This is a genomic window from Chryseobacterium gallinarum, from assembly GCF_001021975.1.
Taxonomy (GTDB): Bacteria; Bacteroidota; Bacteroidia; order Flavobacteriales; family Weeksellaceae; genus Chryseobacterium; species Chryseobacterium gallinarum.
In genome coordinates this window covers 865,254-888,102 of the sequence record NZ_CP009928.1, presented here as the reverse complement: position 1 = coordinate 888,102, position 22,849 = coordinate 865,254, and the positions used below count along the sequence as shown (strand labels likewise).

Sequence of the window (22,849 nt, the reverse complement as noted above, 5' to 3'; positions counted from 1 at the left end):
TTTTTTTTTTAATCTTTTTGGATCAAATGCTGCAAATTGGGATCATTTTTGATACGTTCCATTTCGCTTTCAACAATATGCACAATGTCTGCTTTTATCAGACGGTAGTTGCTTTCGATTTCCTGTTTCATATAATCAACTCCGTTTTCATCAACAAAAGATAAAATCTGTGGTATCTTTTGGTAGGCTTTGATTTCGGCTGCAACCATTTTATTGTCCACCACAATTTCAGCGTGGAAAATCTTTTGGTCGATACGTTCATCGAAGTTATCCGATACAGAGCCTACGAACATACCTTGTGTCAAAGTTGAAATTTTGGAAGCCGGAATAAGGCTGTCTAATTGGGTAGAAATAGAAGTTGATTTATCATTACGGTTTATCGTCATACTTTGCCGTTTTTGCAACACTTTCCCAAAGCGTTCCGAAAGGCTTTTTGCCGTTTCGCCCACAACCTGCCCACTGAAAATATTACCTACCGTATTTTGAATAACCTTGGCTTCTTTATCTCCATAATCACGTATGAGCTGTGAGAAATCCTGAAAGCCCAAGCAAACTGCTACCTTATTACTTCTCGCCGTTGCAATCAAATTATCCAATCCCCTGAAATAAATTGTGGGCAATTCATCTATGATAACCGAACTCTTTAATTGCCCTTTTTTGTTGATGAGCTTTACAATTCTTGAATTGTACAAACCCAATGCAGCCGAATAAATATTTTGGCGGTCAGGGTTGTTACCCACGCACAAAATCTTTGGCTCGTTCGGGTTGTTGATGTCGAGTGAAAAATCATCTCCGGTCATTACCCAATACAAGCTCGGCGAAATCATTCTTGACAAAGGAATTTTAGCCGATGCAATTTGTCCCTGTAATTGGTCTTGTGCTCCGCCTTGCCACGCATCCATAAAAGGCGACAAGTAATTTTCCAAATCGGGATATGAAGTAAGTATCGTAAATACGTCTGAATACTTTTTATTCAGCAATTCGATAGCGTGTGGGAATGTACAATATTTACCGTTATCGTATATTTTCAGATACCAAATTATTGCTGCCAACAAGATAATAGGACTTTCCACGAAAAAATCCCCTTGCTTCTGTATCCACGACCTGTTGAGGTTTAGCATAATGGTATAAGCCGCTTCGTAGGCATCAGAAATGTCCGTCATAAAGTCGGGATTGAGCGGATTACAGCGGTGGCTCTTTCGTGGGTCGTCAAAGTTTATCACATAAAATTTCGGTTGAACTTTGTACTTATCCCTGTTTTTCAGTAAGTGGTTGTAAGCAATCGTTGAAAGGTCGTCAAACTTAAAATCGTAGATATACATACTAAACCCTTTCTCTATCTGCTGCTTGATGTAGTTGTTTACAATGGCGTAGGATTTACCGGAACCGGGGGTTCCGAGTACAATCGTTGCCCGAAAAGGGTTTACAATATTTATCCATCCGTCATTCCATTTATTTTTGTAGTAAAATTTAGTGGGCAGATTAACCGAGTATTCATTTTGCATTAATTTGGTTTCCTGCTGAAAACTCTCGTTTTCATTGTTGAATACGTCGTCCATTAAATTGCTACGAAGCAAACGGCTCATCCAAACTCCTGCAACCATTAAAGCGATATAGCCTAAACCCGTCGTTAGGATATACAGAAATGTAGCGGTGTTTAGTGATAGCTTTAGCAATGGAAAGTTTAAAAAGAACAGGGCGAAGCCGATACCCAAAGCCAAGTATATTTTGCCCCAAGTAATCTTTTTGTCCTTAACGCCTTTCGTACCCAAACAGCTCAAAGCCAACAATACCAAAGCGAAGACTTTGGTATATAAAGTGTGTTCAAACAGTCCTGCCGTTCGGTTGAAATTCCCTAAAATCTTATTGATGATTTCCAATGTCCAGCCACGATGTATAAAGAACCCGTAACAGAACCAATACAAGTGCATCAATACTATAATGATGCTTACTGCCCGCATAAAAGCCATAATCTTTGCAAGCCCTCTGATGTCGTCTTCTCCCTGCATTTCTATAAATTTTAAATGTTCGGGCGTGAATTTATAGGCTGTATAGCGTGGCTATAAGATTGTGGCAGTCAAAGGCAGTAGGTGGCGGTGTTTGGCTGAATACTACTGCTGACCTCTTTTGCGTTTCCGCTTTTTCTTCATCTTGTTAGCAAAGTCCTGCTCCTCATAATCCTCGCCCTGTGCTTCAGGAATAAAAAAACCGCCAAAGGCTTCAATCAGACCGTCGTCTTTCTTATTGGTATTATCAAATTCAAACATTGGGTGCGGTTTTTCGGCTGGTAAATCTTCCTTGTCCTGTGAACGGGATATTTTTTCTTTTGGCTTGTCAGGCTCTTTGATGTCGGGCTTGATGTTATTGTTCCAATAATCATTAAAAACATTTGCGGAAAGCTCCTTGCCTAAACGTGAACCGTTCCAAACGGTTTTGGAATTGTGGTCGATGAACGTCATACCGTAAATACGTCCGGTGTCGTTCCTCCGTACCACTACATTAATACCTTGCTCGCCCAACTGTTTTTTAAAGCTCAATTCATCAGCAGTAGATTGCAGGGCAATGGTAACGGCTGCTTTTAAAGTCGGTTTGGTAGGGTGGTTTTTTAACTTCGTATCGCATATCTCGATATGCGATTTCAATGCCGGAAGCCCTGCGTTTTTCCCGAACAGAGAAGCCTTGAACGGGTGTCCGGCTTTTTCGCCCTGTTCATTCAACGGAATATATAATAATCCCTCACGGTGCTGTCCTTGCAATTCGCCCTCCACTTTCTCTGTCGTAATATTGAACAGGGATAGCAAAGCATTGTATTCTCCCAAAGTCTGAAATTGATAATAGTTAGGTAAATGCCGAACTACGGAAGCAATCTGACTTTTTACGTCGCCTGCTTTATAATCCACAGGCTTAAAAATCTTATCGCTCTGCTGACGTTCCTTGTCCGTAGCTGGTATTAAATGGTGTTGCTTTTCGAGTTCACGGCAAATATTCATCGACCGCATTTTTTCAAACTTGTCAGAGATTTTTTTACCGTTCTCGTCCACGCAGACCGATACGATATGAATATGGGAACGGTCAATGTCCGTATGTTTGAATACCACAAAAGGCTGTTCGCCGTAGCCCATTTCTCGCATATACTGCTGTGCCATTTCCCGATATTTATCATCGCTGACGTTATCTTTCGGGTCGGGATTGAGCGAAATATGCAACGTATGTTTTTGGGTATTGAGATTTGCCAACAGATAAGGTGCAAAAGATTGTGCTAATTGTGCAACGGAATATTGCCCGTCTGACGTTTCAATTATCTTGTTGGCAAACAGGATTTGCCCGTTTTCCTTTTCCACTTTCAGATTATTGTACGCCAATGCTCCGTATAAATTTTCACTTCTTCCGATTTTTGCAATCATTATTAAGGCTGTTTTTTGAGGTATTTTTTATCAAATTCCTCCGTTATCTGTACCACTTCTTTGAACAATCCGACCATTTCTGCCGTCTGCTTTTCCAATTTATACAGGTAAGCCGATGCCTTTTTCTCCGAAAAATTCTTGTACAACAGCTTTACCACCTGATTATAATTAACCCCGATAGAGCGGAATTGACTGTGAAACGAAGTCAATCGCATATAAAAATCAACCGTTCCTTTGTCAATCTTTACGGATTTTATCGTCTTGTCGAAGATGCAGGATGTTATAAAATGTGCCTTTACCTGCATACCCGATTGGTCAAACAGGGCAAGAAAACGGGCGTGTTCTTCCTCGTTAAAGGAAATCGTGTACCGAATTTTCGCAGGGTCGTTTTTTAGCGGACGACCTGTCTTTTTTAACTGCTTTTTGCTGTTCTCGTTCATCACTAATCCATTTTTAATTTATACAAAATGCCGACTTCGGAGGACGTTTTCTGCCCCCTGCAAGGGCAAGTTGTTTTGAGCATCGGAAATCGTTTCGAGATGCTCAAAACACAACTTGCCGTGTTCCGGTGAACACAAAAATCCGCCCTGCGGGACGGATTAAATGTAACAGGGAAAAACGACCCGATGCCGTCCTGTTTCGTGTCCATTTTCTCAAGATGCTTTTGCATAAATCCGTTAATTAAATTCATTACACAAAGTAATGACCTCTTCCAGAGAGTATTGCAAGGCAATACCCGGACAAACACTGCCTTTGAACGCCAAACACTGCCATACTTCAATCATCAGGTCAATCATTCGCTTTATTTGCCTTACGGTTTTAGGGCAGGCAGGAAAAAATGTATTTAAACAAAGAAGAAATCAGGATTTGCATGCAGGTAGTTTGGAATAAAAGCATAAGGTTTTAAAAGCATAAAACTATAAAAGTGTAAAAGCATAAAAGCGGTAAAGCATTTTGCCTTTTGTGAAATTTACCATTTGCCCAAAAACATACCTGCCAAGACTGTAAGAAAAGCAAAAAGATATACAGGCTTATTCCTGTAAAACAACGCAGGAATATTGGAACAAAGGAATATTCAAATACAGGAATATTTAAACCTGCTAAACAAATAAAGTGTGTAACAATAAATTTTTAAATAATGGAAACAAGAAAGAAAACCTTAAAAATCAGTTTCTCCACCCAAAAGGGCGGTGTGGGAAAATCAACGATGACTACCTTGCTGGCAAGTGTGCTCCACTACCGGTTAGGCTTTAATGTCCTCGTATTGGATTGCGACTTTCCGCAACACAGCCTTACCAATATGCGTGAACGGGATAAGAAGACCTTAATGCAGAATGAGTATCATAAAAAGGCTGCAATGAAGCAGTTCCAGACCATTAACAAAAAGGCATACCCGATTATCAAAAGCAAAGCCGAATATGCTTTGGAAAAAGCATCAGAGTATATCGGACAGTCGGCTATTGTCCCCGATGTTATTTTCTTTGACCTGCCTGGAACTGCCAATACCAAAGGTGTACTGACTACCTTGAAAATGATGGATTTTATCTTTTCGCCCATAACCGCCGACCGCTTAGTGGTGGAAAGCACATTGGGCTTTACCAAAGCCTTTCTTGAACTTCCGAAAACCATTGAGGGTAATGATGAGCAAGAGTTATGGCTGTTCTGGAACCAGGTGGACGGCAGGGAAAAAACGGGATTATATGAGGCTTATCAAAGTGTCATCAAACAACTCAACCTGCCCATAATGGAAACCAGGATAATGGATAGTAAGCGTTTCCGAAAGGAAACGGACGATACCGAAAATTATGTGTTCAGGTCAAGTTTGCTGCCAGCCGAACCGCAATTGTTGAAAGCAACGAAAATGGATTTGTTTATGGAGGAATTTTTAAAAATCACTCATCTATAAAAGCGATAACTATGAGTACAGATAACAAGAACAACGATTTTAAAAAGCCTGATGTCGATGAGGATTATTTAATGAATATCATCAGTGGCGATGAGCCTGTTGTTCCAATCCAAAATAATCAGCAAGAGCCAGAGCCAAAGGAAACCAAGACAAAGCCCAAAGAAAAAATCAGAAGTAGCACATCAAAGAAAGCGGACTACGAGGAAACATTTCTGGTCAATCGGTTTCCGTCCGGTCGAAGTGGCAAGGTCGTTTACATTCGTCCGGAATACCACGAACGGTTGCTCCGCATCGTACAATTGACAAGGGAGGAAAAAACAACCCTCTACTCATACATTGATAACATCCTTGAACACCACTTCAGGGAGTTTGGCGATGATATTACAGATTATTTCAACGAACGTTTTAAACCCATTTTATAAAATATCCGATTATGAAAAATGCAAAGCAAAAGCCGGAAAAAGCATTACGCACGGCTCAATACAAATCCAAATTTCTTGCTCCGACAACATTTTTAGCACGGAACGGAAAAACAGTATATATCAGCAAAGAATTTCATCAGAAACTAAGCCAGCTCGTGTTTATGCTCGGTGGCAGAAAGCTCACGCTTGCGGATTATATACATAACCTGCTACAACATCATTTTGATGATTTCGGGGCTGAAATGAGAGAAGTCTATAACAATTCAGAGAAGCTAAATTTTTAGGCTATGGAAATACTAATCGTGATATGCCTGCTGATAGTCATAGCCCTGCTGTTGCAGGACAAGATTGTCATTAATAAAAGGTCGGAACAAAAGCCCAAACAGGAAAAAGTCAATCCGAAACTGCCCGATATTATGGGGCAGCCCAAGCCTGTAATACGACTTTCGCCGCCAAACACTGCCAATGAACGCCAAATAGAGGAACAGGCGTTCGACCCCGCTAATTTAGACATCGAATACGACGAAAATGAAAACGTCGGTATTCAAATTCCGCAGGAAGAGCTGGACGAAGTTTTCAGTAATATGCCTGATTTTGAGGAAGAGGAAGAAGAATGGAACAGGTACGGAACATCCGGGGGCGATGACGGTTTTGCCCAGGGGGTTACCTTTGAAGAACTAAGCTCCGTGGGGGTGTTGCTCCAAAAAGAAAAATTGGAAACAACCCAAAAGGAAACAGCGGTAGCCATAGTTCAAAGATTACAGGGAACCGAATTATTCAGCCTGCTGGAAAATTCCATTGAGGGTGCTTCCAGAAAAATTGCCGAGCTTTTGGACAGCACACTCTCTACTGAAACGGAAGCCGGTTCTTCCACTTTGCGGAAAAATGATTTGAATGATTTTGATATCGGGGAGTTTGTGTGAGGCTCCTCTTAAAACAAAATAGAATTTATCTCATCATATTCAATCGCTTCTTTGTCCAATCGTTGTTTTAGCTTTAGGATATTGATGTCAATTAATTTATCGCCTTCAATTTTTAAGCAATCTTTGAAATTTTTAAATAGATAATCAGCCGAATGTCGGGATAATCCATAATTCTGCAATGCGATTACAATAGAATTTTGAGTCCCATATTCAAGGAATGTCGCCCAGTTTACTCCTGCATTCTCTTCTCCTAAAATTGCAACTAACATTGCATAATAATTGTTGAAATACTTCTCTAACAAAAAACGTAAAACATACTCAATATCATCAATGATATTTCCAATAAGAACATTAATATGTTGCTTGCTCCCATTAAATGTTGGATAATACGGCTTTCCATTAACATAACCAATTTGTATTGTCCTTTTATGTTCACTATAATATGAAACAGACTGACTAATTATTTGATTCAGTGAAACGCCATTCATCCATTGGTTCATTAGCATAGCATAATAATCAAGCTGGGCTTTTGATTTAAACTTCTTTTCTTCTGTATGCCATTTGAATAAATCATAAAGTCTATGCAGCCATTCTTTGCAAACTTCATAATCAACCTTTGCAGGTAATTTTATAGTTGCAGGATTGCCTTTTTGCTTTTGTAAAGCGATAAATACTTCGTTTTGTATTTTTAATTTGATAGAATTGTTTGTACTAAGCACCGATGACGGAACTTCAATTTTACCGTTTTTCTTTTTTGCTAAATCAATTATTTCCTGTTTGTTATCCTGAATAAGTTTATTGATGATTTCGCTTTTGTAATTTGACCTTTCAATTTCAAGCGTGTCAATGCTGATAATATTAGCTATGTATCGTAATATCTCTTTTATAGTTTCAGTTTCGCCTTTTATATCAGGGTTGTCATTCAGTAGCTGTTCTATCTTTTTTAGCTTTTTGTCAATGTAATTTTCAACAGACGGATTTAAAGAAATATCTGTTTTATTTTCCAAAAGATTTTCAGGTGTTTTCCAAACCTTGTCATTTTCTTTTAGACAAATTATGTTCCCCGATAGTTCATATCTCAATCTGCCTGCTCGACCTGCAAGATTCCAAAAGTCAATAGGCTGAAAAGGGTTACTTCCGTTCTTATTGTTAAGAATGAATACATTCTTTGCCGGCATATTTACGCCTTCCAAAAGTGTGGAAGTACAAAATACATAACCAATTTCTCTTTCCTTGAACAATGCTTCAACCTTATTTCTGATAATCTGTGGAAGATTGCCAAAATGATATGCAACGCCTTTATTTAGAAAATCGGCTAAATAATAATCTTTATGAATATACCCTTTAATCTGTCGGATAACCTTTTTTACATTGCTTGATTTTGTCGCTTCTTGTTGATTAAAATAGTCAAACATTTTTTCTGCTTTATCAACCGCTTCAAACCTTGAACTACAATACACAATATTATTTGTATTACTACCTAATGAAGAAAGAATATCAAAAATACTTTCTGATTTTTTGACAATATCAGGTTCAAAATGATACTGTTCTGTGTCCAAATAATGTATTGCCTTTTTTCGTGTCATATCAACAAAAAAAAGGTTTTGTGATACAGGTGTTTCTTTGGTTTTATAGTTTAGGGTTTCGTCTTTTTTGAATAGCTTCAAAAAAACTTCGGGATTAGAAACGTTTGGCGAAGCAAAATACAAATTGAGATTTTTGTTTTGCTTCAATGACTTTGAAATAGCTGAATATGCAGTAACTGCTCTTGTATCTTTGTCGGCTGCAAGTTTGTGTGCTTCATCAACAAATAAATAAGCAAAAGACGGATTGTTTTTTTGAGACAGGTAGCTCAACAATCTTTCAGGTGTTAATACGAAAATATATCGTTGCTGGCTTTCTGAGGGTGATTCAGGAACATTACTATTTGTTACAACTTTGTAATTATAATGTTCCAAAATCACTTTCAGTTCTTTATTCAGGTCAATAGAAAACTGATTTATCAAAGCTCTTGTCGGAACCATTATCACAATGTTTTCAGGCGGTTTATTACCAACGACTTTTCTGATAAATGATTTGATAATAAACGATTTTCCCATTGAAGTTGGTCCCGAAAAACTAAAATGTTTTGAATTGCTGATTTTAGTGTAAAGTTCAAACTGCGAATCCGTAAAAATTAAATCTTCTGTATCGGGAACAGCCTGAATAAATTCTTTTACTTTCTTTTCAATATCTCTTTCAAATGGTAATTCCGAAATATTTTCATCTTCATTTTTCAGGTATTCAATTGCTGGAAAGTTCCCCAATTTGGCTAAAACTGAATGAGAGAAAGTTTTATAGTAAGGATTAGTTTTATGTTTTTGGTTTAATAGTGTAATTATCTGATACGCTTTGTTTCTTGATGTCGGATTTTTTGAATTTGATAGAATATCCGCAAATCGAAGCAAGTCGTTTAATTCTTTTTCATTAAAATCTTGTTCGGATTCAGCTGCTGAAAAAAAGTTATTAACAAACAGTTTCGCAGCTTTAGTATATAAAGCTGTGAAATATGTGTCCTGCAAAACATCTGCTGCTAATCTTTCAATCATTATTCTGCCAATGTGATTTTCTTAATAATATCTTTTCGTGTTTCGTCTAACTTCATAAAAGGAAATACATACACATAAAAGGAATATCCGTGTAAGCTATACTCCTCAATTTTCTTTTTAATATGCTCCATTTTTCCTTCAACTTCCTTCTTAATCTGCTCTTTTATCGTTTTTAAAAAATCAGAATTGCTTAATTTCCTTTCATCATCAGTTGGACTAATTTCAAATCCCGCAAAAATCGCAAAAGCATTATTTTTTGTGATAGGCTCTTCTGCATTGACTTTTGGCATTATGACAGATTTAAGGAACTGATAAAGGTCTTCATCGAATGCTTCTTTACAAAGTTGAGAATTGATTAAACCAATTTCGTCATTAATATTGTTGCTTGTTCTTGTAAGAAAATCCTGTATAGATTCAAATGCTTTTGTTATGGAAGTCGTAAGACTTTGATACAGTTTCGATTCACCAAAAATCAACTGATAGTCTTTGTCCGCAACTTTCAGTAAATGAACTCCGTCAGAACCTTTTGCGTAATCTTTTGAAGATAACTTTATTTCCAATTTCGTCAGAATTTTAGGTGCTTTTAAGTGAGATTCAAGAAAGCAGAATAGTAATAATTCTCCTGCTTCTCCGTCATTCACATTGTAATCGCGAAATTTTGAAGCGGCTTTTGCATATAATTCTCCATATCTCTTGTCCTTCTCAAAATCTTGAATTTCTTTTCTTGAAAGAGAAAAAGATATAAAGTGGTTTCTTAAATGGTTAACTAATTCAGGATAACAAAATTCATTGTTCTCAATTTTCAGAATATGCAAATTGAGTTTAGAATGCGTGTCGGGAACATCACATTCAATCTCATTGTAAAAGAGTTCTAAAAATGTTTCGTTTATAGTTGATTCTAATTTCAATTTTTACTCTATTAATCATAACACGGCTAATTTAGCAATTTTTTCCTTAGACGCAAAGCCACTGACAGCCAAACACTTCCTTTGACTGCCAGTTTGTAAGTCTGCCTCTATTTCTGAAACACCTTTGTTCCGAAAAGCCCGCAAGGTGTGGGCTGACTTAACAAATTAATGTGTTTCAATTATGGAAAAACAAAGAAAAAAGGTTTTGCTGACGTTAGGTGCAATGCTGTCGGCAATGGGTACTTTCGCACAGGGAAACGGCTCGGCAGGTATCAACGAAGCTACCCAAATGGTAACAAGCTACTTCGACCCTGCTACCCAATTAATCTACGCCATCGGTGCGGTCGTGGGGTTAATCGGAGGCGTTAAGGTGTACAACAAATTCAGTTCCGGTGACCCAGATACATCGAAGACGGCGGCTTCGTGGTTTGGGGCGTGTATCTTCTTGATTGTGGCGGCTACTATCCTGCGTTCATTCTTCCTTTAATCCCTTGCCTTATGAATTACAATATCAATAAAGGCATTGGAAGAACGGTGGAGTTCAAGGGGCTGAAAGCACAATACCTGTTCATTTTCGCTGGTGGGCTGCTCGGAACGCTTATCCTCGTGATGATACTGTATATGGCTGGCGTGAACTCTTACACCTGCTTGCTGCTCGGTGCTGGCGGTGCTTCGCTCATTGTGTGGCAGACCTTTTCGCTGAACAGGAAGTACGGCGAATACGGTCTGATGAAAGTAGGTGCGAGAAAAAGACATCCCCGCTACATCATCTGCCGCAAGCCGGTACACCGCTATTTAAAATTCACGCCTAAACAGAACGCCCTATGAGAAATGTATCTAAAACCACTACGCTGGAAAGTAAATTTCCATTGCTGGCAGTAGAGAACAACTGCATCCTTTCCAAAGATGCGGACATTACCGCCTGTTTTGAAGTGCGTTTACCGGAACTGTTCACAGTGGCATCGGCAGAATACGAAGCCATTCACTCCGCCTGGCACAAGGCTATCAAGACCTTGCCCGATTTTACGGTCATCCATAAGCAAGATTGGTACATCAAGGAAAGCTATGCCCCCGATTTGGCAAAGGAAGATCAGAGCTTTTTGGCTAAGTCCTACCAACGCCATTTCAACGAGCGACCGTTTCTGAACCACTATTGCTACCTGTTCCTGACCAAGACTACCAAAGAGCGGATGCGTATGCAAAGCAATTTCAGTTCGCTTTGCAAAGGTACTTTGATACCAAAGGAAATCAGGAACAAGGAAACGATACACCGATTTATGGAAGCGGTGGCACAGTTTGAGCGTATTGTGAACGATAGCGGCTTTGTAAGCCTGCAACGCCTGACCGAAGATGACATCATCGGAACGGACAGCAAACAGGGATTGCTGGAGCAATACCTTACGCTATCTCGTGAAGCCGGAACACCAATGCAGGACATCGGGTTGGGAGCTGAAGAAGTCCGTATCGGAAACAAAAGGTTGTCATTGCATACCTTGTCCGATACGGACGATTTGCCTGGAACGGTTTCGGCAGATACCCGTTTTGAAAAGTTGTCCACGGATCGGAGCGACTGCCGTCTGTCGTTCGCTGCTCCTGTTGGGTTGTTGTTAAGCTGTAACCATATCTACAATCAGTACTTGTTTTTGGATAACAGCGAGGACAACCTGCAAAAGTTTGAGAAGTCCGCAAGGAATATGCACTCTTTGGCAAGGTACAGCCGTGCCAACCAAATCAATAAAGAATGGATAGAAAAGTACCTGAACGAAGCACATTCTTTAGGTCTTTCATCTATACGGGCACACTTCAACATCATAGCCTGGTCAGAGGATCCAGCGGAACTGAAACAGCTAAAGAACGATTGCGGTAGTGCCTTGGCACTAATGGAATGTAAGCCACGCCACAATACTACGGACGTAGCCACATTGTATTGGGCAGGTATGCCGGGCAATGCGGGCGATTTTCCGAGTGAAGAAAGTTTTTACACATTCATTGAACCTGCCTTGTGCTTCTTCACGGAAGAAACCAACTACCACAATTCGCCCTCACCGTTCGGTATCAAGATGGCTGACAGGCTTACCGGAAAGCCCATTCATTTGGACATATCGGATTTGCCGATGAAGCGTGGGATTATCACGAACCGGAACAAATTCATATTGGGTCCGTCAGGAAGCGGGAAATCTTTTTTTACCAACCACATGGTTCGACAGTACTATGAACAAGGTGCTCACGTATTGCTCGTGGATACAGGGAACTCTTATCAGGGATTATGCGAACTCATTAAAGGGAAAACCAAAGGCGAAGACGGTGTTTATTTCACTTATACCGAAGACAACCCGATTGCCTTTAACCCTTTCTATACGGACGACGGCGTGTTCGACATCGAAAAGCGGGAAAGTATCAAGACTTTGATACTCACGCTTTGGAAACGTGATGACGAGCCGCCCACAAGGTCGGAAGAAGTAGCATTGTCCAATGCAGTAAGTGGTTATATCGAACGTATCAAAACGAAAGATGTATTCCCCTCATTCAACGGTTTTTACGAGTATGTGCAGGGCGATTACCGAAAGGTACTCGAAGAAAAACAGGTAAGGGAAAAAGACTTTGACATTGCCAATTTTCTCAACGTACTCGAACCCTATTACAAAGGTGGCGAATATGATTACCTGTTGAACTCGGACAAGCAGTTAGACCTGCTTTCCAAACGCTTTATTGTATTTGAAATTGATGCAATAAAGGACCACAAAATCCTCTTTCCCATCGTCACGATCATCATTATGGAGGTGTTCATCAACAAGATGCGGAGGCTGAAAGGTATCCGAAAGCTCATCCTGATTGAAGAAGCGTGGAAAGCGATTGCCAAAGAGGGAATGGCAGAATACATAAAATATTTGTTTAAAACCGTCAGAAAATTCTTCGGAGAAGCCATTGTTGTAACGCAAGAAGTCGATGATATTATCCAGTCGCCCATTGTGAAAGAATCAATCATCAACAATTCCGACTGCAAAATCCTCTTAGACCAACGCAAGTATATGAACAAATTCGATGATATACAGGCGATGCTGGGGCTGACCGACAAGGAGAAAGGACAAGTACTTTCCATCAATATGAACAACGACCCAAGCCGATTGTACAAAGAGGTTTGGATCGGCTTAGGTGGTACGCACTCGGCAGTTTATGCCACCGAAGTGAGTTTGGAGGAATACCTCGCCTACACAACCGAAGAAACCGAAAAAATGGAAGTGATGCAGCTCGCATCCGAACTGGACGGCAATGTCGAACTCGCCATTAAGCATATCGCAATGCAAAGGCGGGATAAGGCAAATCAATAATTATTAATCATTTAAAAATTCAGAACAATGAAAAAAATCCTTTTTATGGTGTGTACGGCACTGCTATTTGCTGTATCACCGTCCGCAAAAGCTCAGTGGGTGGTTGTTGACCCGTCAAACCTTGCATCGGGTATTATCAACAGTGCGAACGAAATCGTTCAGACTTCCTCGACCGTAAGCAATGTAATTAAGAACTTCAAGGAAGTAGAAAAGATGTACAAGCAAGGCAAGGAGTATTACGACAAGCTGAAAGCCGTCAATAACCTTGTGAAAGATGCCCGTAAAGTACAGCAAACGGTTCTGTTGGTAGGTGACGTGTCCGAAATGTATGTACAGAATTTCGGCAAGATGATGAACGACCCGAATTTCTCCCCGCAGGAACTGGCGGCAATCGCCAATGGTTACTCGGCACTCTTAAATGAGAGTACTGAACTGCTGAAAGAACTGAAGCAGATTGTAACCTCATCCAGCCTTTCGCTGAACGACAAGGAGCGTATGGATATTATTGACCGTGTATATAAAGAGGTAAAGGAATACCACAGCCTTGTACGCTACTACACCAATAAAAACATCTCCGTGAGCATCCTGCGGGCAAAAAAACAGAACAATACCAAAAGAGTGCTTGAACTCTACGGAACGCCAAACCAAAAATACTGGTAGTTATGGAATTTAGTAATCTTCACGAAGTCCTACGCTCATTATATGATGAGATGATGCCACTGTCCGCTGATATGGCGGCAGTGGCTAAAGGGGTAGCGGGCTTGGGAGCATTGTTCTATGTTGCCATAAAAGTATGGCAGGCTTTGAGCCGGGCAGAACCGATTGATATGTATCCCTTGCTCCGTCCTTTCGCTTTGGGTATCTGTATTATGTTCTTCCCGACCATCGTATTAGGCACCATCAATGCGGTACTAAGTCCGGTGGTACAGGGTACACATGCCATTCTCGAAGACCAGGTACTTGACCTTAACGATTTGCAGGCTAAAAAAGACCTGCTGGAACGGGAAGCAATGCTCAGAAATCCGGAAACTGCCTACCTCGTATCCAATGAGGAATTTGATAAGAAACTCGAAGAGTTGGGCTGGTCGCCAAGCGACCTGATTACGATGTCAGGAATGTATATGGACAGGTTCGCCTACCAAACGGAGCAGGCGGTCAAAAATTGGTTCCGCAATCTGTTGGAGGTACTTTTTCAGGCTGCGGCACTCGTCGTGGATACTATACGAACGTTTTTCCTTATCGTACTTTCCATATTGGGGCCGATAGCCTTTGCAATAAGTGTATGGGACGGTTTTCAGTCCACGCTCACGCAATGGCTGACCCGGTATGTCAGCGTTTACCTATGGCTACCCGTAGCCGATCTGTTCAGTTCCATGCTCGCCAAAATACAATCCCTCATTATTGAAAAGGATATAGCAATGCTTGCAGACCCCACCTACATACCCGATACGGGCAACACCGTGTACATCGTGTTTATGATAATCGGTATTGTGGGTTATTTCACGATCCCGACCGTAACGGGCTGGATTATTCAGGCTGGAGGAGCAGGAAACTTTACCCGTAATGTAAACCAGACCGCAATGAAAGCCGGAAACATCGCAAGTGCCGGGGTTGGCTCAACAGCCGGAAACATCGGTGGCAAATTAATGGGAAAATAAAAACAATTAAATGATTTAAAAATGGAATTTAAAACGCTAAGAAATATCGAAAACAGCTTTAGGCAGATCCGTTTGTATGCCATTGTGTTTGCTGTTCTCTGCATCGGCGTGGTAGGATATGCCGTATGGCAATCCTACCGCTTCGCAGAAGAACAACGCCAGAAAATCTATGTGTTGGATAATGGCAAATCACTGATGCTTGCCTTATCGCAGGATGCCAGCATCAACCGACCTGTGGAAGCAAGGGAACACGTCAGACGTTTTCACGAGCTTTTTTTTACGCTTGCTCCCGATAAGAATGCCATTGAAAGCAATATGAAACGGGCATTTAACCTTGCCGACAAATCAGCTTTTGATTATTACAAAGACCTGTCGGAAAAGGGCTATTACAACCGTATCATATCCGGTAATGTGCAGCAACGCATAGAGGTGGATAGTGTCGTGTGCAACTTCGACAACTATCCGTATTCGGTGCGAACCTATGCCAAACAGTTCATTATCCGGTCAAGCAACGTGACCAGGCGAAATCTGATTACTTCCTGCTATCTCGTGAATTCCGTCCGTTCGGACAACAATCCGCAAGGATTTAACATCGAAAAGTTCGCGGTAATAGAAAACAGGGATATCGAAGTTATAAACCGCTAAAACTAGGGATATGAAACAGTTACTTGATTTAAGCACATTCGCAAAAACACTGACTGATAAAGGATATGATGGGTATTTCCAAACGGAGGGAGCTTACCCCGATAAAATTAAAGACAGTATCAGCCAGTTCTTGGAGGCTTGCAAGAATGGTACGGACAAACCTCTGCGGCCCGATAGCTTTTCGTTAAGGACTTACATCGAATGGAATGGCGATGACAAACCCAAAGTTGATTGCTATATGCGGGTACGGTACGAAGACGGCAAATTCGATGTACAGAAAATGGACATTACAAGGAAAGACCAATACGGGCATTTAATGAAGAAGTCGGAACTGACAAACCTATCCACAGGTACAGTGCCGACCCGAAAAGAAGCCATTGCATTGGTGTCCGAACCACCTAAACAAAAGCTGTCTTCACAGGTCAGACGGCTCAGAATGTAATAACCGATAATCATTAAGGTATGAAAAAAATCAGAGCAAATATGGACAGGTACTTTGACAAGCTGGACGACCGCTGGCAGACTTTGCCCATCAGGAAACAACACCAATATACCCTGTACTTTTTTGTGGGGTATCTGCTGTTGACCGCAGGGGTCATTTTCAAAGTATGGTACGACACGGCAAAGTCCGGTAACGACATGCACATCGAGCATATCGAAAACCCTGTCCTCAAAAAGAAAGAAAGTCCGGCAACCTTGCAGGACACCATAACAACAATTTTAAAAAATAGAATTTATGAAAGATAAGGAGAACAAAAAATCGGTTGTCCGGGTAACGGAAGGAAACCCGTCGGTAACCGCTGATGTGCTGCAAGACAGCACAGAGAGCAAAGCCGAAAAGCTCAAAAAGCCACTTATATTCGGCTTGATGGGAATTGTCTTCGTGGGTTGTATGTACCTCATATTTAAACCATCCGAAGATAAAAAGGCAATGGAAAACATCGGGCTGAACGATGCCGTACCACAGGCTACGGATGCAGGGCTACCCGATGATAAAGGGAAAGCATACGAGCAGGAAATGCTTCAGCAAAAAGACCAGGAAAAACGCAACGCACTTACCACGCTTTCCGATTATTGGAACACGGAAGACAGTACACAGGACAATGAAGAAGCGTTTACCGAAGAGGAAGAAGCCTACGGATACGGCGGTGGCAGAACTTCTGGAAGAAACGGCAATCCTGCATTGAGCAGCTACCGCAATATGCAAAGCACATTGGGTTCATTCTATCAGGATGATAATGCGGAAACAACTGAACTCCGCAGGCAATTGGAGGAACTGAAGGAACAATTGGCCGAGAAAGATGTACCGCCTGTCGCCACCGTAGATGACCAACTGAAGCTAATGGAGAAATCCTATGAAATGGCGGCAAAATATCTTCCGAAGAATACGAATACAGAAAATGCTGCACTTGATAACAATGTTACTCCGGCGGTTTCGTCTGCCAACCAAAAAGAGCATTTTGTGGCGTTTACACCTGCAAGAAAAAACACCGTTTCTGCCCTGTACCGTGAGCCTACGGATAGTGCTTTCTTAGCCAATTGGAGCGAAACGAGAAATCGTGGCTTTTATACCGCAGGTTCCATTGAGCAGGTGGTACAACCCAAAAACAGTATAAAGGCAAGTGTACACGAAACACAAACGATAGTAGGCGAAACAGGTGTACGTCTTCGTTTATTGGAGCCAGCTCAAACACCACAACGAACCATTCCAAAAGGAACGATTGTAACAGCTAATGCCAAATTTCAGGGAGGGCGATTACAGCTAAAGATTACTTCAATAGAACTGGAGGGCAATATCATACCGGTAGATATAACCATTTATGACATAGACGGACAGCAAGGTTTGTATGTTCCGTATTCGCCCGAAATGAATGCCCTTACCGAAATGGCAGGCAATATGAGCCAGACTTCGGGAACCAGCGTGATGCTCACGCAGTCCGCCGGACAGCAGGTTGCCGCAGACCTTAGCCGTGGCGTGGTACAGGGCATTTCTGGCTATTTCGCCAAAAAGGTGCGCACACCCAAAGTAACCCTAAAGGCAGGCCATCAGGTCTTCCTTGTTTCCAAACAATGATGTTGAACTCAAATATTTTAAACAATGAAAAATCATTTTAAAACCTTTTGGGCTTTGGCCCTGATACTCGGCTTTGCCGTACAGTCCTACGCACAGGACAGCATCAAAGCACCGCTTGCCCTGGGCAAAATAGAACCGTACCGCATGGAAGTTACCTACGATAAAACTTCGCATTTGATTTTCCCTACCGCCATACGCTATGTGGATTTGGGAAGCGAATACCTGATTGCAGGTAAGGCGGAAGATGCAGAAAACGTACTGCGTGTAAAAGCATCGGTAAGGGATTTTGAACCCGAAACTAATTTTTCGGTCATTACCAATGACGGACGTTTTTACAGCTTCAATGTGTATTACAGTGGGTATCCCGATGCGTTGAGCTATGACCTTTTGACCATGCAGAAAGCGGTGGATAAGGCCAACAGTAATGATGTTCTTTTTGAAGAATTGGGCAACAATTCCCCGTCATTGGCGGGTTTGCTTCTGGAAACCATTTACAAGAAAGACAAACGTATTGTAAAGCATATCGGATCTAAGAGCTTCGGTATTCAGTTTATCCTGAAAGGCATTTACATCCACAACGGTAAATACTATTTCCATACGGAATTGAGAAACCGTAGCAATGTGCCTTTTCAGATTGATTTTGTCAATTTCAAAGTGGTAGATAAAAAGGTAGCCAAACGCACTGTTGTACAGGAACGCCCGTTGATACCGCTTCGTACCTACAAGCCACTCACAGAAATTTCAGGACAAACCACCGAACAGAATGTATTTCTGTTAGACCAATTCACCATTGCCGATGACAAGGTACTGTTGATTGAGATTTTCGAGAAGAATGGTGGCAGACAGCAAACGCTTCAGGTGGAAAATTCGGATTTGATAAAAGCCCGATTGATTAACGATATGCACCTGAAATTTTAGTAACCTTTAAAAGCAATTACAATGAAAAAGTATATCTATACCGTGCTGCTACTCTTTGTGGCCATCACGGTTACACAGGCACAAAGAATGCTGCCTAAACAGAAAGGATTAGAAATAAGTGCAGGTGTATTATCCGAAGATAAAATCGGTAACGATTATTATATCAGTCTTGGTATGACTGTAAACGGTAAAAACGGCAATTACCAGCTTTGGGCATTGGAATACACCCACCAATACCACGACTATAAAGACTTACGCATACCGCAGGAAACCTATACCGCAGAGGGCGGCTACAGTTTCTTCCTGTTAGGCGATGCCCGAAAGAATATCACGCTGAATTTCGGAATAACGGGTGTGGTCGGGTACGAAACCATCAACCGTGGTGAAACGATGTTGTATGACGGGGCGAAGATACTGAGCGAGGATAATTTCATCTATGGTGCTGGCGGACGGCTCACATTTGAAACCTACCTGTCAGACCGTTTTGTATTAGTTCTGCAAGGGCGTACAAAGGTTTTGTGGGGTACAGATCTCGAACAGTTCCGTCCGTCGGCAGGTGTGGGATTAAGGTTTAACTTTTAAAACGTAAAACAATGACAGCAATATTCAATAAATTCAGAATAGGATTACTGCCTATATATGTGCTTTTGGCAACCCTTACAACTTCGGTTACACTGGTATCTTGCAGCAAAGATGACGAACTCGAAATACAGAACGATTTTCCTTTTGAGGTCAATGTAATGCCAGTACCCAAAGATATTGCCAACGGGCAGACCGTAGAGATACGCATTACCATACAGCGTATCGGAAATTATACAGGAACGCAATACTATCTCCGGTATTTTCAGTTTGACGGTCAGGGTACATTGCGGTATTTCGATGAACCGCCGTACCTGCCCAATGATTTGTACCCACTGCCAACGGAGCAGTTCAGGTTGTATTACACTTCCACATCTGCCGTATCACAGTCCTTTGAGGTTTGGATTTCGGATAGCTTTGGCAATGAGAAACAGATAAGTTTTCAATTCAATAGTAGTGATTAAGAACAAGATAAATGAAGCTGAAAAACCGACTTTAACAGGTCGGTTTTTGCTTTTCGGCTTTCGATGTAAGATGTTTTTGTTTAATTTTACTTGATATAATTTTTAGGAATATGGATACGGTTACGGCTCAATTAGTGTTTGGTATTATTGTTATCGTTGTTGGTATAGGGCTTATCTATTTTATCAACCGCAGGAAGTTTTACAGACGTAGTGTGGCAGGTGTCGAAATGTTTTCAAGGTATTCTACTGCCGTATTTGTGCGTTTTTTGGAACGTGTCGGCAAATGGATTGCTTACGCTTTGATTATTCTCGGTGTGGTCTGTATCTGGACTTACAGCCAAATGAAAAAGGATAAGGAAAAGCAACAAATGGAGGTGCAAAAGCCAAAATAATAATTATCAACCTCAATGACTTAAATATTGGTTGCGAGGTTTAAGCAATTAATTTTTATCTACCTTTGCAGAATGAAATTTATATCTTTAATATTAGCTGTCTATGTATTGCTGTTATCAGCAGTACCGACTTTTATTGAAGATAAATGTATGCAGGAGCATACAACCGAGCAAGGACAAAACGGACAAGACGACCAAGATTGTGATAATTGTTGTTCGCCTTTTTTTAGTTGCAATACCTGTACAGGTTTTGTAGTAACTACATTTCATTTTTCAATTATCCATACTGTAAAACAACCTGAAAAAAAGTTAAGTATAATTACTGTAACGCCTGTTTCTGATTTTCCTTTTTCCGTTTGGCATCCCCCACAGCTTGCTTAATGTGTAGTGCTTTCAGCACAGACTAATTGTAAGTGGTGTATCACACCACTATCATTCATTTATTCACATTAAGTATCATTTTTACAATGAAAAAAATTCTCATTGTGTCATTTTTTATGGCACTCAACCTTTGTGTATATGCACAAAATACATTCAAAGCTGTAATTAAGGACAGCGAAAAAAAAGAACCTATAATGGGCGTAACTGCACACGTTACAGGAACTACAATCGGAACAACTTCCGATGAAAACGGACAAGTTATATTAACAGGTATTCCAAACGGATTGCAGGAAATTCAGTTTAGTTTTATTGGTTTTGCCCAACATACCGACAGTTTTAATTTTCCGTTAGAAGATACAACCACGATTGAAATCCTACTTTCTGAACAATCGGAAGATTTGGAAGAAATCGTCATTTCATCTACGAGAAGCACAAGAACTATCCAAAATATCCCTACACGCATTGAGTTTATAGGAAGTGAGGAGTTAGACGAAAAAGGCAATATGAAAGCAGGGGATATTCGTATGCTTTTGAGTGAGAGTACAGGTATTCACGTACAAACCACATCGCCCACAAGTGCCAACGCAAGTATTCGTATTCAAGGGCTTGACGGACGATATACGCAAATCTTAAAAGACGGTTTTCCTATTTATTCGGGGGCTTCAAGTGGGTTAGGCTTGTTGCAAATTCCACCGCTTGACTTAAAGCAGGTTGAAGTTATTAAGGGTTCAACTTCTACGCTCTACGGTGGTGGAGCAATAGCAGGTTTGGTAAATCTGATTTCCAAGACACCAACGGAAGAAAGGGATTTGCGTTTTCACTTAAACGGAACATCGGGCAGAGGTTTGGACATCAACGGATTTTACGGACAGAAGTTCAAGAAAATCGGAACAACAATATTTGCTTCGCATAATCGCAACGGAGCTTATGACCCTGCACAAATCGGGCTTTCTGCCATTCCTAAATTTGAAAGGTATGTAGTGAACCCTAAATTATTTGTTTACTTCAATGATAAAACAAAAATGAACTTCGGTATTAACACCACCATTGAAAATCGTTTGGGTGGCGATATGCTTTACATCAAAGACAAAGGCGATAACACACACCAATATTTTGAAGAAAACAAAACACAACGATATTCCACCCAATTTGTTTTTGACCATACGGTAAACGAAAACAGTTTTGTACAGATAAAGAACAGCGTAAGTTATTTTAACCGCAATACAGCCATTCCCAATTACGAGTTTGAGGGAACGCAAACAGCCACTTTTACCGAAGCAAGCTATACCCACAGCAAAGAAAAATCAGAATGGGTAACAGGCGTTAATGTTTGGACGGACAATTTTAAAGAAAAACAGATTACCGCATTTCCGTTAAGAGATTACAACCAAACTACATTCGGGGCTTTCGTTCAAAATTCTTTTAAGGCTACGGATTGGCTTCAATTAGAAACAGGTTTAAGAACGGATTACGTGATAGATTACGGAGCTGTTTTTTTACCAAGAGTATCAGCATTGTTTCAGATTGCAAACGGATTGACTTCACGTATCGGGGGCGGATTTGGGTATAAAACACCCACCATTTTTACGGAAGAAAGCGAACGCATACAATATCAAAACGTACTGCCCATTGATGATAACACCAATAAATTAGAAAGAAGCTACGGAGCAAATGCAGACATCAACTACCGCACTAATATGGGCGATGATTGGACATTTAGCATAAATCATTTGTTCTTTTACACTTATTTGGATAATCCGTTATTGCTTCAAAATACATCTGCAAACGTTTATCAGTTCATCAACTCATCGGGCTACATTCATACCAAAGGAACAGAAACAAATATCAAAATCGGTTACGATGATTTTAAATTGTTTTTGGGCTACACCTTTACCGATACCCGATTGATTGAAAACGGAACAAATACCGAAAATCCATTGACCCCAAAACACCGCATTAACTCTGTACTTATGTATGAAATAGAGGATAAATGGAAGATTGGTTTAGAAGCCTATTATTTCAGTCCGCAAAAACTGAATGACGGAACAACAGGAAAAGACTATGTGATGTGTGGCTTTATGGCTGAAAAGATTTGGGAACGGTTTTCCTTGTACATCAACTTTGAAAACTTCCTTGATACAAGACAAACACGTTTTGACAACATTTATACAGGAACAATAACCAACCCTGTTTTTAAAGACATCTATGCACCATTAGACGGATTTATAATTAACGGTGGGATAAAATTTAAACTTTAA

The 22,849-nt window shown here is 40.6% G+C and carries 24 protein-coding genes; 19 read left to right on the top strand and 5 right to left on the bottom strand.

The window, feature by feature from the left end:
• Positions 1-8: 8 nt before the first annotated feature.
• The 3 genes from mobC to mobA form a co-directional block, all read right to left on the bottom strand.
• Complete coding sequence (gene mobC / locus OK18_RS04095) at positions 9-2,009, bottom strand: conjugal transfer protein MobC (RefSeq protein ID WP_053327186.1); 2,001 nt, start codon at positions 2,007-2,009, stop codon at positions 9-11.
• A gap of 102 nt (positions 2,010-2,111) precedes the next feature.
• A complete protein-coding gene (gene mobB / locus OK18_RS04090; protein ID WP_053327185.1) occupies positions 2,112-3,404 on the bottom strand; it encodes a conjugal transfer protein MobB in 1,293 nt (430 codons plus the stop codon).
• Positions 3,405-3,406: 2 nt separating this feature from the next.
• Positions 3,407-3,844: a conjugal transfer protein MobA gene (gene mobA / locus OK18_RS04085; RefSeq protein ID WP_053327184.1), complete on the bottom strand. Its 438-nt coding sequence runs from the start codon at positions 3,842-3,844 to the stop codon at positions 3,407-3,409.
• A gap of 698 nt (positions 3,845-4,542) precedes the next feature.
• Between mobA and OK18_RS04070 the strand changes: the two genes are divergently transcribed.
• The 4 genes from OK18_RS04070 to OK18_RS04055 are packed head-to-tail and all read left to right on the top strand — an operon-like array spanning position 4,543 to position 6,655.
• A complete protein-coding gene (locus OK18_RS04070; protein WP_053327181.1) occupies positions 4,543-5,310 on the top strand; it encodes a ParA family protein in 768 nt (255 codons plus the stop codon).
• A gap of 11 nt (positions 5,311-5,321) precedes the next feature.
• Positions 5,322-5,732 carry a DUF3408 domain-containing protein gene (locus tag OK18_RS04065; RefSeq protein ID WP_053327180.1) on the top strand — a complete coding sequence of 137 codons (411 nt, stop codon included), beginning with the start codon at positions 5,322-5,324 and terminating at the stop codon, positions 5,730-5,732.
• Positions 5,733-5,743: 11 nt separating this feature from the next.
• Entirely contained in the window at positions 5,744-6,016 is a 273-nt protein-coding gene (locus OK18_RS04060; protein ID WP_082129130.1) for a DUF3408 domain-containing protein, read from the top strand.
• A gap of 3 nt (positions 6,017-6,019) precedes the next feature.
• A complete protein-coding gene (locus OK18_RS04055; RefSeq protein WP_053327178.1) occupies positions 6,020-6,655 on the top strand; it encodes a hypothetical protein in 636 nt (211 codons plus the stop codon).
• Between the two features lie 8 nt (positions 6,656-6,663).
• Here OK18_RS04055 and OK18_RS04050 read toward each other — a convergent pair whose 3' ends face one another.
• Positions 6,664-9,243 (bottom strand): DEAD/DEAH box helicase, encoded by a 2,580-nt coding sequence (locus tag OK18_RS04050; protein WP_053327177.1) that lies wholly within the window; start codon positions 9,241-9,243, stop codon positions 6,664-6,666.
• Entirely contained in the window at positions 9,243-10,151 is a 909-nt protein-coding gene (locus OK18_RS04045) for a HamA C-terminal domain-containing protein (protein WP_053327176.1), read from the bottom strand. The genes OK18_RS04050 and OK18_RS04045 overlap by 1 nt, the downstream gene beginning before the upstream one ends.
• 181 nt (positions 10,152-10,332) lie before the next feature.
• Here OK18_RS04045 and OK18_RS04040 point away from each other — a divergent pair, with 181 nt between their 5' ends.
• The 15 genes from OK18_RS04040 to OK18_RS03970 all read left to right on the top strand — a co-directional run bounded on the left by OK18_RS04040 (position 10,333) and on the right by OK18_RS03970 (position 22,849).
• A complete protein-coding gene (locus OK18_RS04040) occupies positions 10,333-10,638 on the top strand; it encodes a DUF4134 domain-containing protein (RefSeq protein WP_053327175.1) in 306 nt (101 codons plus the stop codon).
• A gap of 11 nt (positions 10,639-10,649) precedes the next feature.
• Positions 10,650-10,979 carry a DUF4133 domain-containing protein gene (locus OK18_RS04035; RefSeq protein ID WP_053327174.1) on the top strand — a complete coding sequence of 110 codons (330 nt, stop codon included), beginning with the start codon at positions 10,650-10,652 and terminating at the stop codon, positions 10,977-10,979.
• Entirely contained in the window at positions 10,976-13,480 is a 2,505-nt protein-coding gene (locus OK18_RS04030; protein WP_053327173.1) for a TraG family conjugative transposon ATPase, read from the top strand. Before OK18_RS04035 ends, OK18_RS04030 begins: the two co-directional genes overlap by 4 nt.
• A 27-nt stretch (positions 13,481-13,507) precedes the next feature.
• On the top strand, positions 13,508-14,140 hold the full coding sequence (locus tag OK18_RS04025; RefSeq protein WP_053327172.1) for a DUF4141 domain-containing protein: 633 nt from the start codon (positions 13,508-13,510) through the stop codon (positions 14,138-14,140).
• Positions 14,141-14,142: 2 nt separating this feature from the next.
• A complete protein-coding gene (traJ, locus tag OK18_RS04020; RefSeq protein ID WP_053327171.1) occupies positions 14,143-15,138 on the top strand; it encodes a conjugative transposon protein TraJ in 996 nt (331 codons plus the stop codon).
• 21 nt (positions 15,139-15,159) lie between these two features.
• Positions 15,160-15,783: a conjugative transposon protein TraK gene (gene traK, locus OK18_RS04015; protein ID WP_053327170.1), complete on the top strand. Its 624-nt coding sequence runs from the start codon at positions 15,160-15,162 to the stop codon at positions 15,781-15,783.
• A gap of 10 nt (positions 15,784-15,793) precedes the next feature.
• Positions 15,794-16,225: a hypothetical protein gene (locus tag OK18_RS04010; RefSeq protein WP_049038323.1), complete on the top strand. Its 432-nt coding sequence runs from the start codon at positions 15,794-15,796 to the stop codon at positions 16,223-16,225.
• A gap of 20 nt (positions 16,226-16,245) precedes the next feature.
• Positions 16,246-16,530, top strand: coding sequence for a hypothetical protein (locus tag OK18_RS04005; protein WP_049038324.1), 285 nt, complete (start codon positions 16,246-16,248; stop codon positions 16,528-16,530).
• The gene (gene traM / locus OK18_RS04000) at positions 16,520-17,857 is read left to right on the top strand and encodes a conjugative transposon protein TraM (protein ID WP_049038325.1); all 1,338 of its coding nucleotides are present in this window, start codon (positions 16,520-16,522) and stop codon (positions 17,855-17,857) included. The genes OK18_RS04005 and traM overlap by 11 nt, the downstream gene beginning before the upstream one ends.
• Before the next feature lie 24 nt (positions 17,858-17,881).
• Positions 17,882-18,775, top strand: a complete 894-nt coding sequence (traN, locus tag OK18_RS03995) for a conjugative transposon protein TraN (protein ID WP_053327169.1) — start codon at positions 17,882-17,884, stop codon at positions 18,773-18,775.
• 21 nt (positions 18,776-18,796) lie between these two features.
• Positions 18,797-19,357 (top strand): conjugal transfer protein TraO, encoded by a 561-nt coding sequence (locus OK18_RS03990; protein WP_053327168.1) that lies wholly within the window; start codon positions 18,797-18,799, stop codon positions 19,355-19,357.
• An 11-nt stretch (positions 19,358-19,368) separates the two neighbouring features.
• The gene (locus tag OK18_RS03985) at positions 19,369-19,818 is read left to right on the top strand and encodes a DUF3872 domain-containing protein (RefSeq protein ID WP_053327167.1); all 450 of its coding nucleotides are present in this window, start codon (positions 19,369-19,371) and stop codon (positions 19,816-19,818) included.
• Positions 19,819-19,928: 110 nt separating this feature from the next.
• Positions 19,929-20,210 carry a molybdenum ABC transporter permease gene (locus OK18_RS03980; protein ID WP_053327166.1) on the top strand — a complete coding sequence of 94 codons (282 nt, stop codon included), beginning with the start codon at positions 19,929-19,931 and terminating at the stop codon, positions 20,208-20,210.
• A 72-nt stretch (positions 20,211-20,282) separates the two neighbouring features.
• Entirely contained in the window at positions 20,283-20,591 is a 309-nt protein-coding gene (locus OK18_RS03975; RefSeq protein ID WP_053327165.1) for a hypothetical protein, read from the top strand.
• A gap of 86 nt (positions 20,592-20,677) precedes the next feature.
• On the top strand, positions 20,678-22,849 hold the full coding sequence (locus OK18_RS03970) for a TonB-dependent receptor (protein WP_053327164.1): 2,172 nt from the start codon (positions 20,678-20,680) through the stop codon (positions 22,847-22,849).

Bases quoted from the DNA above. Each gene is read 5' to 3' on its own strand.
- OK18_RS03975 (WP_053327165.1), top strand. From the start codon at position 20,283: ATGAAATTTATATCTTTAATATTAGCTGTCTATGTATTGCTGTTATCA.
- OK18_RS04035 (WP_053327174.1), top strand. From the start codon at position 10,650: ATGAATTACAATATCAATAAAGGCATTGGAAGAACGGTGGAGTTCAAG.
- traK (WP_053327170.1), top strand. From the start codon at position 15,160: ATGGAATTTAAAACGCTAAGAAATATCGAAAACAGCTTTAGGCAGATC.
- OK18_RS03970 (WP_053327164.1), top strand. From the start codon at position 20,678: ATGAAAAAAATTCTCATTGTGTCATTTTTTATGGCACTCAACCTTTGT.
- OK18_RS03980 (WP_053327166.1), top strand. From the start codon at position 19,929: ATGGATACGGTTACGGCTCAATTAGTGTTTGGTATTATTGTTATCGTT.
- OK18_RS04070 (WP_053327181.1), top strand. From the start codon at position 4,543: ATGGAAACAAGAAAGAAAACCTTAAAAATCAGTTTCTCCACCCAAAAG.
- OK18_RS04060 (WP_082129130.1), top strand. From the start codon at position 5,744: ATGAAAAATGCAAAGCAAAAGCCGGAAAAAGCATTACGCACGGCTCAA.
- OK18_RS04050 (WP_053327177.1), bottom strand. From the start codon at position 9,243: ATGATTGAAAGATTAGCAGCAGATGTTTTGCAGGACACATATTTCACA.
- traN (WP_053327169.1), top strand. From the start codon at position 17,882: ATGAAAAATCATTTTAAAACCTTTTGGGCTTTGGCCCTGATACTCGGC.
- OK18_RS03985 (WP_053327167.1), top strand. From the start codon at position 19,369: ATGACAGCAATATTCAATAAATTCAGAATAGGATTACTGCCTATATAT.
- mobB (WP_053327185.1), bottom strand. From the start codon at position 3,404: ATGATTGCAAAAATCGGAAGAAGTGAAAATTTATACGGAGCATTGGCG.
- OK18_RS04010 (WP_049038323.1), top strand. From the start codon at position 15,794: ATGAAACAGTTACTTGATTTAAGCACATTCGCAAAAACACTGACTGAT.
- traJ (WP_053327171.1), top strand. From the start codon at position 14,143: ATGGAATTTAGTAATCTTCACGAAGTCCTACGCTCATTATATGATGAG.
- mobC (WP_053327186.1), bottom strand. From the start codon at position 2,009: ATGCAGGGAGAAGACGACATCAGAGGGCTTGCAAAGATTATGGCTTTT.
- traM (WP_049038325.1), top strand. From the start codon at position 16,520: ATGAAAGATAAGGAGAACAAAAAATCGGTTGTCCGGGTAACGGAAGGA.
- OK18_RS04065 (WP_053327180.1), top strand. From the start codon at position 5,322: ATGAGTACAGATAACAAGAACAACGATTTTAAAAAGCCTGATGTCGAT.
- mobA (WP_053327184.1), bottom strand. From the start codon at position 3,844: ATGAACGAGAACAGCAAAAAGCAGTTAAAAAAGACAGGTCGTCCGCTA.
- OK18_RS03990 (WP_053327168.1), top strand. From the start codon at position 18,797: ATGAAAAAGTATATCTATACCGTGCTGCTACTCTTTGTGGCCATCACG.
- OK18_RS04005 (WP_049038324.1), top strand. From the start codon at position 16,246: ATGAAAAAAATCAGAGCAAATATGGACAGGTACTTTGACAAGCTGGAC.
- OK18_RS04040 (WP_053327175.1), top strand. From the start codon at position 10,333: ATGGAAAAACAAAGAAAAAAGGTTTTGCTGACGTTAGGTGCAATGCTG.
- OK18_RS04030 (WP_053327173.1), top strand. From the start codon at position 10,976: ATGAGAAATGTATCTAAAACCACTACGCTGGAAAGTAAATTTCCATTG.
- OK18_RS04025 (WP_053327172.1), top strand. From the start codon at position 13,508: ATGAAAAAAATCCTTTTTATGGTGTGTACGGCACTGCTATTTGCTGTA.
- OK18_RS04055 (WP_053327178.1), top strand. From the start codon at position 6,020: ATGGAAATACTAATCGTGATATGCCTGCTGATAGTCATAGCCCTGCTG.